The sequence below is a fragment of the Pantoea sp. X-Soil-TKNS-1211 genome (assembly GCF_059730495.1).
The window spans coordinates 3595728-3615640 of record NZ_AP035953.1 but is presented as its reverse complement, the minus strand read 5'-3'; the positions used below and the strand labels follow the sequence as shown (position 1 = coordinate 3615640).

The window sequence follows — 19913 nt, the reverse complement described above, 5'->3', positions numbered from 1 at the left end:
TGAGACCGGGATCTGCGGATTTCGGGCGTTTTTATGGATTCTAATAACCTCGGTGGAATATAGAGAAAATGAATAATATCTCAGTAACGCCTAAAGGAGGCACGATTGCCTCGCTGACCAATGGTAGCGAAGTAACGTTAGCGACTCCGAGCTTGGTTAAACTCAATCTGAATCAATCAGATATTAAATCTTACACACGCAATGGTAACGACCTGATTGTCACAACGAAGTCGGGTGAACATCTTGTTATTCATAATTTTTATGGGCCGAATGGCGAAAGCGACCTTGTTCTACAGGATGATAAGGGGGCTTTGTGGTGGGTTGAGAATCCTGGTGAGGAGGGTTTCCAGTATGTTTCGATCGATAGCACCGATGGTCTGTTAGCAGAAAACACCACCCATGATAACGCCATCGCCGCCTTTGGTATGGGGGGAGCACTGTTGGCGGGGATTGGCGCGATGTTTGCCGGCTCGACAGGTAGCGGTGGTTCTGAAGGGGGCAGCAATAACGTTGGCGGCGGTGATAACGGCGGTGGTGATAACGGCGGTGGAGGTAATAATGGCGGTGGTGGTGATAATGGCGGCGGTGGTGATACTACTGCGCCTGGCACGGCCAGTAGCCTGGTCCTGACCGACAGTGCTGGCAGCATCCAGGGCGCTATTACAAATGGCGCAAGTACCGATGACAGCACGCCAACCTTAACCGGAACGGCTGAAGCGGGCAGCACCGTCAGTATTTATGATGGTTCAACCTTGCTGGGCACCGTGATCGTCGGTGCAGATGGCACCTGGAGCTTTACCACACCAACGCTTGCGGATGGGTCACATAGTCTGACGACTACCGTAACCGATGCTGCGGGTAACACCAGCTCCGCTTCTGATCCTATCGACTTCATTGTCGATACCGTTGCACCGATAGCTGCCACAGGCCTGGTGGTAACAGATGACGTCGGCGGCAGCCAGGGGGCACTGGCCTCCGGTGCGACCACCGATGATAATACGCCCACCCTGAGCGGCCAGGCTGAAGCCAACAGCATCATCAAAATCTATGATGGTCAGACGCTGTTGGGCAGTGTCGTAGTCGGTGCGAACGGAGCCTGGAGCTTTACCACCCCGGCGCTGAGTAACGGCAACCATAGCTTGACTGTGACGGTAACGGATGCGGCGGGCAACGTCAGTCCGGCAACCCCGGCGTTTGACGTTAACATTGCGGCGGGCTTCCCACCAGCCACCACCTCGTTGCAGGTGACCGATGATAGCGGCACTACACTGGCGCAATTACCCGATGGATCCAGTACCCATGACACCACGCCAGTATTGAGCGGTTTGGCCAGTGCTAACAACCTGATCACCCTGTATGACGGCGAGACATTGCTGGGCAGCGTGGTGGCAGGCAGTGATGGTCAATGGGTGTTTACGCCGGGCGTTCTGGCCGATGGTACGCACAGCTTCCACGCGACCATTACCGATGCTAATGGCAATGTGACCGACTCCAACACCATCCAGATCATTATTGATACGGTGGCACCGGAAGCGGCCGGTGATTTGCAGCTCGCTAACAACGAGGGCAGCACGGTAATACCGGTGCCTGCGGGCGGTTCGACCAACGATACCACCCCGGTGTTGACTGGTACTGCTGAGCCGGGCAGCACCGTCACTATTTCTGATGGGACGACCGTGCTTGGCACCGCAATTGTCGCAAGCGACGGCAACTGGAGTTTCACCACACCTGCAATGGGTGAGGGGCAGCATAGCCTGACCACCACTGTAACCGACAAGGCGGGCAATACCAGCCCGGCATCTGATCCCATCAACTTTATCGTCGATACTACGCCACCCGCGCCAGCGAGTGGTCTGACGGTAGCCGATAACGTGGGCGATAGTCAGGGTCCGATCACTTCAGGGGTTTCCACCGATGACAATACGCCAACCCTGAGCGGCCAGGCGGAACCCAATAGTCTGATCAGCGTGTATGACGGCACCACATTGTTGGGACAGACTACCACCGGCCTCGATGGGAACTGGAGCTTTACCACCCCTGCGCTGACCAATGGCAGCCATAGTCTGACGGTGACAGTAACCGATACCGCCGGTAATGTCAGCGCGGCCACTCCTGCTTTCAATGCGGTCATCGCAGCTGACTTACCTCCAGCCACCACGTCGTTGCAGGTGACAGACGATAGCGGCAATACCCTGGTGTCGCTGGCTAATGGTGCCAGCATCCAGGACAGCACGCCGGTGCTGAGTGGTTTGGCCGGTGCTAACAATCTGATCACCTTGTATGACGGTACGACCTTACTTGGCAGCGTAGTGGCTGGCAGCAATGGACAGTGGAGTTTTACCCCCACCACCACGTTGCCTGATGGTTCGCATGATTTCCATGCCACCATCACGGATGCCAACAGCAACGTCACCGACTCCATCACCATTAATATCATCATTGATACTCAGGCCCCGGCAGCCGCTGATGATTTGCAGCTCAGCGATAATAACGGCACTACCGTTGTACCAATTGCTGCGGGAGGGGCTACCAACGACAGTTCTCCGCAATTGAGCGGTACAGCGGAACCGGGCAGTACCGTCACTATTTCTGACGGCAATACGGTGCTCGGCACCGTAACGGTCGACAGCGATGGCAACTGGAGCTACACCACACCGGTGCTGAGTGATGGCAACCATAGCCTGACCACCACCGTGACCGATGCGGCAGGTAACACCAGCCCGGCTTCTGCGCCCATCACCTTCACCGTGGATACCACACCACCTGCCGCAGTCAGCGGGTTGGTGGTGTCGGATAATGTTGGTGACAGCCAGGGGCCATTGACCTCGGGTGGCTTCAGCGATGACAGTACCCCGACCCTGAGTGGTCAGGCGGAGGCAAATACCGTCGTCAGCATTTATGACGGCGATACGCTGCTGGGTACTGTCACCGTAGGAAGCGACGGCAACTGGAGCTTCACGCCAGAGGCGTTAACCAATGGCAGTCACAGCCTGACCGCGACCGTGACCGATGCGGCAGGTAACGTTAGCCCGGCAACCACTCCGTTTAACGTGACCATCAATGCCGATCTGCCGCCTGCTACCAGCTCGTTGCAGGTGACGGATGACACCGGCAACACGCTAGTACAGTTGGCGGACGGTGACTTTACGCACGACAGCACACCGGTGCTCAGTGGTCTGGCGGGTGCGAATAACCTGATCACCCTGTATGACGGCACTACCTTACTGGGCAGTGTGACTGCCGACAGTAATGGTCAGTGGGTCTTCACCCCTGGCACGCTGGGCGATGGTACTCATGCGTTCCAGGCCACCATTACCGATATCAATGGCAACACCACCAATTCTGACACTATCACCATCACCATCGATACGGTGGCGACGGGTGCTGCGGGTGGATTGCAGCTCAGTAATGACGAAAGCGGTACACCGGTGCCGATCGAAGCGGGCAGTGCAACCAATGACAACACGCCAGTCCTCAGCGGCAGTGCCGAATCGGGCAGCATTGTCACTATCCTGGACGGTGACAATTTGCTGGGCACGGCCACAGTGGATAACGACGGCAACTGGAGCTTCACGCTCCCCACATTGACGGAAGGTGAGCATAGCCTGACCACCACCGTGACCGATCAGGCGGGTAACACCAGCGAAGCCTCTGATCCGTTTGTGTTCACCGTGGATACCACCCCGCCAGCCGTTGCCGACGACCTGCTGTTGAGTAATGACTCGGGCGGTACCTCCGTACCGGTCTCGTCAGGTGCCACCAATGACACCACGCCGGTGCTAAGCGGTACGGCTGAGCCAGGCAGTACTGTGACTGTTTCCGACGGTGATACTGTGCTGGGTACGGCAACGGTTGATGACGAGGGTAACTGGAGCTTTACCACACCGCCGCTGGATGAAGGCGATCACAGCCTGACCACTACGGTTACCGATACGGCAGGCAATACCGGGGCCGCCTCCAGCCCGATTGCGGTGAATGTGGATACCACTGCGCCGGATGCAGCTACCGGGCTGCAACTCAGCAACGATTTGAATGGCACATCAGTGCCGATTACGGCTGGCGGCGTCACTAACGACACCACACCTGTATTGAGCGGCACCGCCGAGCCGGGCAGCACCGTGACCGTCTCTGATGGCAGTACCGTGCTGGGTACGGCAACCGTAGGGAACGACGGTAACTGGAGCTTTACCACTACGCCACTGGGTGAAGGCGATCATAGCCTGACCGCTACCGTCACCGATCCAGCGGGCAACATCAGCGCTGTTTCGGATCCGGTCGCCGTGACCATTGATACCACGCCCCCGGCAATCGCAGGCGATGTCCAACTCAGCAATGACGAAAACACCCCGTCTGTGCCGATTGTCGCCGGAGGAGCGACTAATGACACCACGCCGGTATTAAGCGGCACCGCCGATGCGGGCAGCATTGTGACGGTCTCCGACAATGGCACGCCGCTGGGGACGGCAACGGTTGATAACGACGGTAACTGGAGCTTTACCACACCGGAGCTGGGTGAGGGCGATCACAGCCTGACCGTCATCGTGACCGACCCGGCAGGTAACAGTAGCCCACCATCGTCCGCGATTGACTTCACTGTCGATACTACCGCCCCTGACGCGGCGACCGGGCTACAGTTGAGCAATGATAGCAGCGGCACCCAGGTTCCGATTGTTGCAGGCGGCACGACCAACGACACCACACCGGTGTTAAGCGGCAATGCTGAAGCCGGCAGCACCGTCACCATCGCTGATGGTACCAACGTGCTGGGTACGGCAATCGTGGATAGCAACGGAAACTGGAACTTCACGACCCCGACGCTGGATGAGGGCGATCACAGCCTGACCGCCACCGTGACCGATGCCGCAGGTAACGTGGGCGACGTATCGGATCCGATTGCCGTCACCATTGATACCTCGGCCCCGGCGGCGGCGGACGATCTGCTGCTCAGCAATGATTCCGGCGGCACATCAGAACCGATCACCTCGGGTGCCACCAACGACACCACACCGGTGTTAAGTGGCACGGCTGAACCGGGCAGCACCGTCACCGTCTCTGACGGCAGCGCGGTGTTGGGTACAGCAACCGTGGATAACGACGGTAACTGGAGCTTCACTACGCCGGAACTGAGCGAGGGTGATCACAGTCTGACCACCACGGTGACAGATCCGGCAGGTAACACCAGCGTCGCCTCCGATCCGGTGGAGTTTACGGTGGATACTCAGCCGCCAGCGGCAGCGGCTGGCCTGCAACTCAGCAATGATTCGAGCGGCATCCCGGTGCAGATTGCTGCCGGTGGAGCGACCAACGACACCACACCCGTACTAAGCGGCAATGCGGAGCCTGGCAGCATCGTCACGGTTAGCGATGGCACTGACGTGCTGGGTACGGCAACGGTTGATAACGACGGTAACTGGAGCTTTACCACACCGGCACTGGATGAAGGCGATCACAGCCTGACTGCCACCGTCACCGATCCGGCGGGTAACGCTGGCCCGGTATCGGATCCAATCGCGGTTACCATCGATACTTCCGCCCCGGCAGCTGCCGATAATCTGCAGCTCAGTAATAACAACAGCGGAACGCTGGTGCCGATCACTACCGGTGCCACCAACGATACCACCCCGGTATTGAGCGGAACGGCTGAAGCCGGTAGCACCGTCACGGTTTCTGATGGGACTGATGTGCTGGGCACCGCGATTGTTGATAGCGACGGCAACTGGAGCTTTACCTCACCGACGTTGGATGAAGGCGATCACAGCCTGACCACCACCGTGACCGATCCGGCGGGGAATACCGGAGACGCTTCCGATCCGATCCTCCTCACCGTGGATACTACGGCCCCGAATCCGGTAACGAATCTGACCGCAACCAACGACGCTGGCGATACGCTGAACGGGCTGACCAATGACAACACGCCAACGCTGAACGGTACGGCAGAGGCAGGCAGTATCATCAGCATCTATGACAACATGGCGCTGATCGGTACGGTTCAGGCGGATGCCACCACGGGCGAATGGAGTTTCACGCTACAGACGTTGACCGATGGCGATCACAACCTGATGGTCACCGAGACTGATCCGGCAGGTAATATCAGCGCACCAAGTAATATGGTGGCGTTGACGGTTGATACCACCGTACCGGATGCAGCGGCGTTTACGCTCAACAACAATAACGGCAGCACGGCAATTCCGATTGATAATGGCGGCATCACCAACGATAACTCGCCAGTATTAAGCGGCACCACAGAGCCAAATAGTCTGATAACCATTTACGATGGCACAGACGAGATTGGCAGCGTGACGACCGATGGCAGTGGCAACTGGAGCTTTATCACGACGCCATTGCTGGATGGCAGCCATGCGTTGAGCATCACGGTAACCGATGCGGCAGGCAATATCGGCCCATCGTCTGCGGTGACGAACTTCGACATTGATACCGTCGCGCCGGACCCAGTGAATGATCTGGTTGTTAACAACAACGAGGGCAGTACGCTGGTGCCGATCGTCGATGGCAACCTGACCAACGATGCCACACCGGAACTGAGCGGTACGGCTGAAGCGGGCAGCATTGTCAGCGTCTATGACGGTAACAATCTTCTCGGCTCTACGTCTGCCGGTGCGGATGGCAACTGGACCTTTACCACGTCTGACCTGGGCCAGGGCGCGCATAGCCTGAGCGTGACCGTCAGCGATGCAGCGGGTAACACCAGCGCCAACTCGTCAACGGTTGACTTCACCGTTGACAGTGAAGCGCCAGACGCAGCGGATAATCTGGCACTGACTAATGACCTGAACGATACGCCGATTGCAGCAGGTGGCTCCACTAACGACAACACGCCGGTGTTGAGCGGTACAGCGGAAGCCAACAGTATCGTGACCGTGTCGGATGGCAGCAACGTACTGGGCACTGCCATCACCGATGGTGATGGCAACTGGAGCTTCATCACACCAATGCTCAACGATGGGGATCACAGCCTGAGCGTGACGGTCACCGATGTGGCAGGTAACGTCAGCGATGCGAGCGCCCCGATCGCGCTGACTGTGGATACCGTGGCACCGTCTGCGGTCGCCGATCTGGTGCTAACCAACAACGCCGGCGCCGACCCGGTGGATATCCCGAATGGTGGGCTGACCAATGACAGCACGCCAGTACTGAGCGGATCGGCTGAGGCGGGCAGCATTATCGTCATCTCTGATGAGAACGGCGTGCTCGGTTCGGTGACCGTCGGGGATGGCGGCACCTGGGACTTTACCACCGGCGCGCTGACCGATGGCAGCCATACTCTGAGCGTGACGGTAACCGATGCAGCCGGAAACGCCAGTGCTCCGGCAACCATCAGCTTGCAGGTCGATGCTACGGCACCCGACGCTGCGGCTGATATCACGCTCAGCAACGATAACGGCACCACATCGACAGCCATCACCAACGGCAGCACCACCGGGGACAATACGCCACTGCTGGCCGGTACGGCAGAGGCGGGCAGCATCGTGACCATTCTGGATGGTTCAACGGTGTTGGGTACGGTGGTGGTGGACAGCAATGGGGATTGGAGTTTCAACACGCCGACGCTGAGCGATGCTTCCCACAGCCTGAGCGTGACCGTCACCGATACGGCGGGCAACACCAGCGCGGCTTCGACGCCGATCACCTTCACGGTGGATACCGCACTACCGGAAGCTACCAGCCTGGTGGTGAGCAATGACAACGGCAGCACGCCGGTTCCGCTGGACGATGGTGCCACCACCAACGACAACACGCCGTTGCTGACCGGTACGGCAGAAGCCAGCAGCATTATCACCATCTATGATGGCAGCGCGGTGATTGGTTCGACCACCGCCGATGGTGATGGCAACTGGAGCTTTAGCGCACCGACGCTGACGGATGGTACCCATACGCTGAGCGCCACGGTAACGGATACGCTGGGTAACGTCAGTACCGCTTCCACCACCATCACGGTGGCGGTGGATGCGACAGCGCCAGAACCGGTTGGTAATCTGGTGTTGGAAAACAATGACAGCACGCCGTCCGTAGTCATTGCCAACGGCGGCACCACCAATGACGATACCCCGGAACTAAGTGGTACGGCAGAGGCCAACAGCATTGTCTCCATTTATGATGGTAATGCGCTGTTGGGCACAACCACGTCAGACGGTGACGGCAACTGGAGCTACACCACTCCTTCACTGTCAAATGATACGCATACGTTAAATGTCACCGTCACTGACGAGGCAGGAAACGTGAGTTCGACCGCATCCGTCACCGTAACGGTGAATACCGTGGTACCTGATCCGGTCACTAACTTTGCTATCTATGATAACGATGGCACCACGCCGGTGCTGATCGCCAATAATGGCTCTACCAATGATGAAACGCCGGTGCTGCGCGGTAACGCTGAGGCTGGAAATACCATCAATATCTTCCAGGATGGCACCTTAATCGGCACCGCGACGGTAGCGGATAACGGTACCTGGCGTTTTGAAACCACCACCCTGACGGATGGTCCTTATACCTATGCGGTCTCGGTGAGCGATGCGGCGGGTAACACCAGCTCAGTGTCTGCGGACTATATCGTTAACATCGATACCGTGGCACCAGATGCCGTGAGCGATCTGGTGGTGACGGACGATGCCGGGGCGCAGACCGGTGAGTTGGCAACCGGCGATACGACCGATGACAACACGCCGACGTTGAGTGGTAGCGCAGATAACGGTGATGTGATCTCCATCTACGATGGCACCACATTACTTGGCACCGTCACGGCAACCTTTGGAGTCTGGAGCTTCACGCCAGCAGCCCTGAGTAATGGCAGCCACAGTTTTACCGTCACCGTGACGGATGCGGCTGGAAACGTCAGTGCAGCCTCGTCGCCAGCGTTTGAGCTTACCATTAGCGCCGGGCAACCGCCTGCCACCAGTACGCTGGAAATTACCGATGATAGCGGCAGTACCCTGGTACAGCTGGCTGATGGCGCGGATACCAAGGACAATACGCCGGTTCTCAGCGGTGTAGCCGCAGAGGACGATATCATCACCATCCACGATGGGGCGACGGTGTTGGGGTCAGTGCTGGTGGATGCCAGCGGGCAGTGGACCTTCACCCCCGCACCGGCTCTGACTGATGGTCCCCATGCACTGTTCATCACTACGGTGGATGGTCTGGGTAACCCAGGTGCTACGTCAGATACCATCAATATCACCGTTGACACCGCAGTTCCGGCGACAGTGGTTGACCTGGTGGTCAGCAACGACAGCAGCGGCACGCCCGTGGCGATTGCTGACGGCAGTTCAACCAATGACAGCACGCCACTGCTCACCGGTACCGCAGAAGCGAATGCCATCATCACCATTTACGATGGCAGCAACGTGGTCGGTTCTACCCTCGCCAATGCATCGGGTAACTGGAGTTTCAATACCCCAACCCTGAGCAATGGCTCACATACCCTGAGCGTGACAGCGACCGATGCCGCGGGTAATGCCAGCGCTAACTCCGCATCGGTGACGTTCACCGTGGATACCCATGCGCCAGCTGTTGCGACGCTGGTGGTGACCAACGATGTCACCAGCACAGTGGTGCCAAATGGTGGTTCCACCAACGACAGCACACCAACCCTGAGCGGCACGGCGGAAGCGAATAGTGTGGTCACCATCTACGATGGCAGCGCGGTGTTGGGTTCGGTTACAGCGAGTGCGGGCGGTATCTGGAGTTTCACCACTGCCACCCTTGCTGAGGGCAGCCATGCACTTACCGTCAGGGCGACGGATGCCGCCGGTAACGTCAGTGTGGCATCCAGCACGACAACGGTGGTGATTGATACCGTCGCACCGGGCGCAGTGACTCTGGCGGCCAGCAACAACAACGGCAGTGCCGCTGTGCCGATTGCCAACAACGGCACCACCAACGACAACACCCCGTCCCTGAGCGGCACGGCGGAAGCGGGCAGCAAAATCACCATCTCTGATGGCACCACCGTGCTGGGTACGGTGACGGCAGGCAGCAACGGAGCGTGGAGCTTCACCACGTCGACGCTGGCTGATGGCCCCCATACCCTGAACGTGACTGCCACCGATGCAGCGGGTAACGTCAGCCCGAATGCCTCGGTAACGCTCACCGTGGATACCGGCGTACCGACGGCTTCAACCCTGACGGTCACCGCCGATAACGTCACACCAAACGTGACGATACCAAGCGGTGGAGCGACCAACGACAACACGCCAACCCTGAGCGGCACGGCGGAAGCCGGTGCGGTGGTGACTATCTCTGATGGTTCTACGGTGCTGGGTTCCGTCACCGTAAGTACGGGTGGCACATGGAGCTTTACCACCAGTGCGCTGAGTAACGGTACGCATCCGCTGAGTGTGACGGTGAAAGATGCTGCCGGAAACGTCAGTCCAGCCACGGCGGCGACGGTGATTGTCGATACTGTGGCCCCGACAGCCTCTACCCTGGTAATAACCAACGATGCGGCTGGCGTGGTGGTGCCGAGTGGCGGTTCCACTAACGACAGCACGCCGGTGCTGAGCGGTACGGCGGAAGCGGGCAGCAAAGTGACTATCTCCGATGGTAGCACGGTGCTGGGCACGGTAACGGTAGGTACGGGCGGCACCTGGAGTTTCACTACCGCCACCCTACTGGATGGATCTCATCCTATCAGCGTCACGGTAACGGATGCAGCCGGTAACGTCAGCGGCACCACGTCCGCCACGGTGATTATCGATACCGTGGCACCGACAGCGATAACCGGGCTGGCGGCCAGTAACAACAACGGCAGCACGCCGGTGGCGATTGCCAACAATGGTACGACTAACGACAACACCCCAGCCCTGAGCGGTACGGCAGAGGTCGGGGCGAAGATCACCATTTCTGATGGCAGCACTGTGCTGGGTACGGTGACCGCAGGCAGCAACGGTGCGTGGAGTTTCACCACCTCAACGCTGGCTGATGGCCCTCATACCCTGAACGTGACCGCCACCGATGCGGCAGGCAACGTCAGCCCGAACGCGTCAGTGACGCTCACCGTGGATACCGGCGTACCGACGGCTTCAACGCTGACGGTCACCGCCGATAACGTCACGCCAAACGTGACGGTGCCGAGCGGTGGCTCCACCAATGACAACACGCCAACCCTGAGCGGTACGGCAGAGACGGGCGCAGTGGTGACCATCTACGATGGCAGCACAGTGCTGGGTTCTGTGACGGCAGGCACGGGTGGCGCATGGACGTTCACCACCAGCGCGCTGAGTAACGGCACGCATCCGCTGAGCGTGACGGTGAAAGATGCGGCGGGCAACGTCAGTCCGGCCTCGACCACCGTCTCGATCACGGTGGATACCGTGGCTCCTGCGGCCTCAACGTTGACCATTACCAATGATGCAGCTGGTGTGGTGGTGCCGAGTGGCGGTTCCACCAACGACAGCACGCCAGTGCTGAGCGGTACGGCGGAAGCAGGCAGCAAAGTCACCATTTATGACGGTGCCGCAGTGCTGGGTACGGTAACGGTGGGTACGGGCGGCACCTGGAGCTTCACCACCGCAACGCTGACCAACGGCACCCATCCGCTGAGCGTCACGGTAACCGATGCAGCAGGTAACATCAGCGGCACCACGTCTGCCAGCGTGATCATTGATACCGTGGCACCAACAGCGGTGACTGGCCTCGCTGCCAGCAACAACAACGGCAGTACGCCGGTGGCGATTGCCAACAACGGTAGCACCAATGATAACACCCCGGCCCTGAGCGGCACGGCGGAGGCGGGCAGCAAAGTTTCCATTTACGATGGCGCGACGTTGCTGGGGACCACCACAGCCGGCAGTAACGGGGCGTGGAGCTTTATCACGTCGACGCTGGCGGACGGCCCTCATACCCTGAACGTCACCGCCACCGATGCAGCGGGCAACGTCAGCCCGAATGCCTCGGTAACGCTCACCGTGGATACCGGCGTGCCGACGGCTTCTACGCTGACGGTCACCGCCGACAACGTCACGCCAAACGTGACGATACCGAGCGGCGGCTATACCAATGACAACACGCCAACCCTGAGCGGCACGGCGGAAGCAGGTGCAGTGGTGACCATCTCCGATGGCTCTACGGTGCTGGGTTCCGTTACCGCAGGTACGGGTGGCGCATGGACGTTCACCACCAGTGCGCTGAGTAACGGTACCCATCCGTTGAGCGTGACGGTGAAAGATGCGGCGGGCAACGTTAGCCCGGCCACGGCGGCGACGGTGATTGTCGATACTGTGGCCCCGACAGCCTCTACCCTGGTAATAACCAACGATGCGGCTGGCGTGGTGGTGCCAAGTGGCGGTTCCACTAACGACAGCACGCCGGTGCTGAGCGGTACGGCGGAAGCGGGCAGTAAAGTGACTATTTACGACGGCAGCGCGGTGCTGGGTACATTAACCGTAGGGGGCGGCGGTACCTGGAGCTTCACCACCGCAACGCTTTCCAACGGCACCCATCCGCTGAGCGTCACGGTGACTGATCAGGCAGGTAACATCAGCGGCACCACGTCTGCCAGCGTGATCATCGATACCGTGGCTCCGGCAGCAGTGACGGGGCTGGCGGCCAGTAACAACAACGGCGGTTCGGCGGTAGCCATTCCCAACAATGGCACCACCAACGACAACACGCCGCTGCTCAGTGGTACGGCGGAAGCCGGAGCGAAGATCTCCATCTACGATGGTGCGACGCTGCTCGGCACCACCACGGCGGCCAGCAGTGGGGCGTGGAGTTTCACCACTTCCACCCTGACTGAAGGCACTCATACCCTGAACGTCACTGCCACCGATGCGGCGGGTAACGTTAGCCCGAATGCCTCGGTGACGCTGACGGTGGATAGTGTCGCGCCGACCAACTCAACGCTGACCATCACCGCCGATAACGTCACACCAAATGTCACCGTACCAAATGGCGGATACACCAGAGATACCACCCCGGTGCTGAGCGGTACGGCAGAGGTGGGCAGTCGTGTCACCATTTACGATGGTGCGACGATCCTCGGTTCTGTGGTTGTCGGGGCTGGGGGGACATGGAGCTACACCACGGCGGTCCTTGCCAACGGTTCGCATCCGTTAAGCGTCACGGTCACGGATGCCGCAGGCAACGTCAGCGGTATCACATCCGCGACGGTGAATGTGGATACCGTCGCGCCAACAGCAGCTACCGGGCTGGCGGTTAACAACGCAGGAACCACCCTGACCGGTACCGGCGAAGCAGGCACCACCGTTACGGTGAAAGATGCCGGAGGTAACACCATCGGGACGGGCACCGTCGGCGTCACCGGCAGCTTCTCGGTCACGCTGACCACCGCGCAGACCACCGGGGCAACGCTGTCCGTTTCCCTGACGGATGCGGCAGGTAATACCTCGCCGACCGCTACCGTGCTGGGTGCCATCAAAATCGTCGCGGTTAATGACGCGGCGGAGGTGGATTACTCGACATCCACAGCAACGGTGAATAACGGCACCACCAGCGTTCAGCATACTTCGTTGTTGAGTGCCAACCTGGGGGGATTGCTGGGCGTCAATGTGTTATCGAACGGAAACGCTTATATATTCAGTGTGGGGAATGACGATACCCGTAATGTAACCCTTAATGGGTCAACCACCACGTTGGTGGGGCTGATTGGCAACTACACCTTGTATTTGTATCAGCAGCAGTCAGATGGTACCTGGGCATTGAAGGCCAGCACCGCGAACTATATAACGACGCTCCTGACCATTGGCACGCAGACCGGTGCCAACGTGACCTATTCCAACCTTGGAACGGGGACTTATGCGGTGGTATTGGGGGCGAGTTCTGGTATCTCGGTGTTGCCCACCACCACCATCACCACGGTAACAGATACCACCGTAATGGCGGTTACAGTGGCCGCCACAGTGACTGGCAATCTGCTGACCAACGACACCAGCTCGGTAGCGGGTACGGTGCCATCGGGCACGGCGGTGACTTCAGTTTCAGGTCATACGGTGGGCACCAGCACCTCGTTCAGCACTACCTACGGTACGCTGACCATCGACTCGCACGGTAACTACACCTATACCCTGAAGGCCGGTCTGGATATCGACACCCTGCCAGCCGCCGATACCTTCAGCTATTCGGTGACGGATGCCCAGGGAGTGGTGACCACCGCCTCGCTGTCGGTTTCCCTGGTACACGCCACCGGCACGGCTTCGTTGCTTAGCGTCAACAGCCTGTTCGCGGAAACCACCACCACCACGGACAGCGATCATTCAGTCAGCGGCAGCATCTGGGCCGACAGCAGTACCAGCCACACCGGTACGCTGACCATTACTAATGAGCATGGCGACTCCACCACCGTGAGCAGCAGTGGCAATACCCTGGTGGCAGGCGATTACGGTACGTTGAGTATTGCCGCCGATGGTAGTTACACCTACGCGTTGAGTGCCGAGATTAACGTGCAGAGCATCACGCACAAGGAGGTCTTCAGTTACACCCTGGCATCGACCGACGGCACCCTTACCAGCAACTCGTTCACCATTGAGTTGCATCCAACCATTACCGGAACCTCGGGAGCGGATACGCTGACCAGCAGCGCCTATGACGACACCATCACCTCGGGTGCCGGAGCAGACACGCTGGTTTACCACCTGCTGAACGCGGCGGATGCCACCGGGGGTAATGGACACGATACCTGGACTGATTTCTCTGTCGCAAATGGCGACAAGATCGACGTCAGTAACCTGCTTATTGGCTGGAATGATGACACAAGTAACGTTAATGATTTTGTGAAAGTGGATCATACCGCTGATGGCAGCACCGTGCTCTCGATTGACCGTGACGGAACCGGAACGGCGTACAGCAGCACCCAGCTGGTGACAGTGGAAGGCACTAACGCATCACTGGAGGAGTTGCTGCAACAACCGCACCAGAATCACACGGCGTAACCCTTGTTATCTAAGGCAGGATGCACTCAGGGCACAGGAGGTGCCCCTTTCTCTTAATGACTGGTGGAGTATCGATGGACCTGATGCAATCAAGCGCAATATATCGCCGTTCCTGGAAGCTCAGCGTTTTCTGTGCTGGCATCGCTTTTCTCTCTCATTCGCAATCAATGGCGGCCGATAACGCCCTGACAAGAGCCGGTCGCATCACCACTCAAGGTCTGTCGCAACAGCCGGACCTGCCTTCACTAACTGGCGCAGTCGCCGAACCCGCGTTGAACCGCGTCCCGGACACCCTGACGCTCGATCAGGCGGTGCAGCGAGCGGTGCACTGGCATCCGGATATTGCTGAAGCGGTGGGAAAACTGCTGGAGCAAGCCAATCAGGTTGATGTGGCGAAGGCAAAATATTATCCGCAGGTGAGTGCCGGGATGAACAACGGCTACTCCAATACTTATACCGAAAAGGGCTACAGCCCCTCGTTTGTCCTGTCGGTATCGCAGATGTTGTATGACTTCGGCAAGGTCAGCAGCTCGGTGAAATCGGCAGAAGCCGGGGTCGCTGAAGAGCAGGCCAACGTGCTGGTCAGCATTGATACGGTGGCGCATGACACGGCTGCTGCGTTGATCGAGGTGCAGGGTTATCAGCAACTGGTGGTCATCGCGCAACAACAACTGGCCTCGCTGAATAAGATTGGCGGTTTAGCCAGACAGCGTAATGATGAAGGGGCGGCATCCCTTTCTGATGCCACGCAAACCGATGCCCGTATCGAAGGGGCGCGCACCACCCTGATACAGTATCAGGCCAATCTGGATCGCTGGCGCGCCACGCTGGCAACCTATCTTGGTTGGCCAACGGTCAACAAAGTCAGTGATGATTTTCCTGGCAAATTGATGCGATCCTGCCAGTCGTCCCAGGCGGAGGACCGTTTGATCCCGGCGGTGCTGTCCGCCTGGGCGGCGGCAAATCAGGCGCAGGCCAAGCTGGAAAATGCCAATGCGCAGATGCTGCCAACCATTTCACTGGAACCGGAAGTGACGCATTACCTCAACGATCACTATGCCAGCAGCGAAACGCTGGATCGTACCCAGTATTCCGCCTGGGTGAAGGTCGAGATGCCGATCTATCAGGGGGGCGGGATGACCGCCAGTCGTGATGCAGCGGCTAATGCCCTCAGCGCGGCCAATGCCGCAGTTAACTCAGCACGGCTTAAAGCGCGCCAACAGTTGAGTGAATCGCAGAACACGTCGCAAAGTCTGGCACTGAGTCTCAACATTTTGGGACGACAACAACAGCTAAGCGAGAAAACGCAGCAACTCTACCAGGACCAATATTTGCAGCTCGGCACCCGCCCGCTGCTCGACGTGCTGAACGCCGAACAGGAGGTCTACCAGACTCGCTTTACGCTTCAGCAAACCATCAGTCAGTTACGCTCACTGCAACTCGATTGCCTCTACAGCACCGGGCATATGCGGTCGGCGTTTGCTCTGAATAATCAGCGCATCCAGTCCGTGGAGATTCAGCCATGACGCAAATGCAGATCCCCGAAACCCCAGACGCAAAGCCCGATCACGCCGAAGGCGGCGTGCCGTTAGAGGGGTGGGCGACGGCAATCATCCAGATCGCCACCCATTATCGTTTACCCTGCTCGCCAGGCATGATCCTTGCCTCCAGCGCATGGCAGGGGAAACAGACGCGCGATAAGGCGTTGCGCCATCTGGCGCGCCAGGCGGGTTTATCATTGCAATTATACGAAGACCAGAAATGGGAAGTGACCCACTGGCGGTTACCGCTGGCGGTTGAACTGCATGATGGACAGGTGGGGGTGATCACCTCATTTGATGGGGAAGACGAAGTTCGGGTGCACTTTGCCGGAGATGAACAACCCACACCGCTTTCTCTGATTGCGTTGCTGCCGGATGTCAGCTATGCCGCGGCGTTTCGTCCACTGGCGCCCGCTAAAGACAGTCGGGTCGATCGCTATCTTGAGACCATCAAACCGGACTGGCTGCGCCGTCTGGTACTGAAAGATCTGCGTCCGTACGGCTATGTGATGCTGGGATCTTTCCTGATCAACCTGCTGGCGCTGGTCGGGATTATCTTCTCAATGCAGGTGTATGACCGGGTGATACCGGCGCAATCCTATCCGACATTGTATGTACTTTATATCGGGGTGATTATCTCGGTGGTGTTCACCTATATCCTGCGCGTCGGGCGTGACCATGTGACCGATCTGCTCGGCAAGCGTGCGGATATGCGCGTGTCGGATCGGGTGTTTGGTCATGCGTTGCGCTTACGTAATAACGCCGTGCCGCGTTCAACCGGCACCTTTATCTCACAGCTACGCGAGCTGGAGGCGATCCGTGAGATGGTCACCTCCACTACCGTGACGGCGATTGTTGATATGCCGTTCTTCCTGCTGTTTTTACTGGTGATGGCGATCATTGCGCCGCAACTGGCGTGGATCGCGCCGGTTGCGGTGATCCTGATGGTGCTGCCGGGCCTGTTTATGCAGAAAAAACTGTCGAAGCTGGCGCAGCAGGCACTGAAAGAGTCGACGTTACGCAACGCCGTGCTGGTGGAGAGCGTGCAGGGGCTGGAGGATATCAAGCTGATGCAGGCGGAAGATCGCTTTCTGCAACAGTGGAACAGCTACATCCGCATCACCGCGCAGTCAGGGGTGGAGACCCGTAAGGCGATGCATTCACTGATTAGCTGGGGGATCACCATTCAGGGGATGGTGTACGCCACGGTGATTGTGATTGGTGCACCGATGGTGATTAACGGTGATATCACCACCGGTGCGATTGTCGCGGCATCGTTGCTGTCATCACGGATGATTGCGCCGATGGCAACGCTGTGCGGCGTGCTGGCGCGCTGGCAGCAAGTCAAAGCGGCGAAAACCAGCCTTGATGGCCTGATGGCGCTGCCAGTGGAGAACAGCACCGATGAAACCCGTGTTCATTGCCCGGTACTGTTTGGTAACTATCAGTTCAACGACGCGATGTTCCGTTACTACAGCGACACGCTCACCGTCGCCCTGCGGATTAACCGTCTGACCATTAAACAGGGCGAGCGCATTGCGATACTGGGACGCAACGGGGCCGGTAAATCGACCATGTTGCAGGCAATGATTGGTGGCGTGGAGTTGATCGGCGGTGAGTTGTTGCTGGATAACCTCAGCCTGCCGCATATCGATCTGGCGGATGTGCGGCGCAATGTCGGTCTGATGACGCAGAACGCGCGCCTGTTCCACGGCACCCTGCGGGAAAACCTGACCATGGGCGCGGCCCACGCCACCGATGACGCCATCTTTGCCGCGCTGGTAGTCAGCGGCGGAGCCGATTTTATCCATCGGTTACCACTTGGCCTTGATCACCCGGTGATGGAAGGGGGCGTGGGACTCTCCGGTGGACAGCGTCAGTCGGTGCTGCTGGCCCGCATGCTGCTGCGCGATCCTAATATCGTGCTGCTGGATGAACCAACCGCTTCGCTGGATGATCACACCGAAAAAGAGTTTATCGAGCGACTTGGTCATTGGCTGAATGGCCGCACCCTGGTGGTTGCGACTCACCGGGCGGCGATCCTCGCGCTGGTGGATCGCATCCTGGTGCTGAAGGAGGGGCAACTGGTGATGGATAGCCCGAAAGAGAATGCGCTGCCGCCACCGCGTGCCGGTAATGCGCGTCCGGAGGCCCACTCATGAAACAGTTACCTGCGAAATTGCGTTTGGTGGCGGCGGAAGGGGACTCCTCCGACGATCTGGCGGGCGATCTGCAATCAGAGACTCACTATTCAGGCGCGGTACGGCTGATTGTGATCAGCTTCTTTTTATTGCTGGTCACCTGCGTGTGGGCATATTTTGGCGTGCTGGATGAAGTCTCCACCGGCACCGGCAAGGTGATCCCCAGTTCCCATGATCAGGTGCTGCAATCGCTGGAGGGCGGCATCCTTGATGAAATCTATGTGCACGAGGGCAGCCATGTTGAAGCTGGTCAGGTGGTGGCAAAACTCGACCCGATCCGTTCAGAATCGAGCGTCGGGGAGAGTGCGGCACGCTATCGTGCGGCACTGGCGGCCAGTGCGCGTCTCAACGCGGAGGTCAACGATCTGCCGCTCAGCTTCCCGGCGGAGCTGAATAAATTTCCCGACCTGATGGCGTCAGAAACCCGGCTGTACAAAACGCGCCGCGCGCAGTTGAAGGATTCGACCGCGCAGATCCAGCAATCGCTCAATCTGGCCAACCGCGAGCTGGCGATTACCGAACGTCTGGCAAAAACCGGTGCCGCCAGTAGCGTCGAAGTGCTGCGTTTGCAGCGTGACAAATCCGACCTTGAGCTGAAGATGACCGACATGCGCTCGCAATATTATGTCCAGGCGCGTGAGGATTTGGCGAAAGCCACGGCGGAAGCCGACAGCCTGTTGCAGACGGTGCGCGGGCGTGAGGATACCGTCAGTCGCCTGACCATTCGTGCGCCGATGCGTGGTGTGGTGAAAGATATCAAGGTGACCACGGTAGGTGGGGTGATCCCACCCAATGGCGAGCTGATGAACATCGTGCCGATGGATGATCATCTGTTGATCGAGGCACGTCTCTCGCCGCGCGATATCGCTTTTATTCACCCGGATCAGAAAGCGCTGGTGAAAATTTCTGCTTATGATTATTCGATCTATGGTGGCCTGGATGGGGTGGTGGAGAGCATTTCGCCGGATACCATTCAGGATGAGGTGAAACCGGAGATTTATTACTACCGCGTGTATATCCGTACCGATCACGATTTTGTGCAGAATAAAGCCGGTAAGCGTTTCTCGATCAGCCCCGGAATGGTCGCCACGGTGGATATCAAAACTGGCGAGAAGACGGTGATGGATTATTTGATTAAACCGTTTAACCGCGCCAAAGAAGCCCTGCGCGAACGTTAATTGCAGACAACGCCAATCCTGGCGATAATCAGCCGCATCAAATCCCTTCCTCGTCGGGTTTAACGACGCGGAGGGGATTTTTTTTGG

At 58.6% G+C, this 19913-nt stretch carries 4 protein-coding genes; all 4 read left to right on the top strand.

The features are described 5' to 3' along the window. Positions 1-68: 68 nt before the first annotated feature. The 4 genes from AC6I8W_RS16985 to AC6I8W_RS16970 all read left to right on the top strand — a co-directional run bounded on the left by AC6I8W_RS16985 (position 69) and on the right by AC6I8W_RS16970 (position 19826). Entirely contained in the window at positions 69-14906 is a 14838-nt protein-coding gene (locus AC6I8W_RS16985) for an Ig-like domain-containing protein (RefSeq protein WP_497835940.1), read from the top strand. 74 nt (positions 14907-14980) lie between these two features. Continuing rightward, entirely contained in the window at positions 14981-16432 is a 1452-nt protein-coding gene (locus AC6I8W_RS16980; RefSeq protein ID WP_497835939.1) for a TolC family outer membrane protein, read from the top strand. Further along, entirely contained in the window at positions 16429-18609 is a 2181-nt protein-coding gene (locus AC6I8W_RS16975) for a type I secretion system permease/ATPase (RefSeq protein ID WP_497835938.1), read from the top strand. The genes AC6I8W_RS16980 and AC6I8W_RS16975 overlap by 4 nt, the downstream gene beginning before the upstream one ends. Continuing rightward, positions 18606-19826, top strand: coding sequence for an HlyD family type I secretion periplasmic adaptor subunit (locus AC6I8W_RS16970; protein WP_497835937.1), 1221 nt, complete (start codon positions 18606-18608; stop codon positions 19824-19826). The genes AC6I8W_RS16975 and AC6I8W_RS16970 overlap by 4 nt, the downstream gene beginning before the upstream one ends. The last annotated feature ends 87 nt before the right edge of the window (positions 19827-19913 follow it).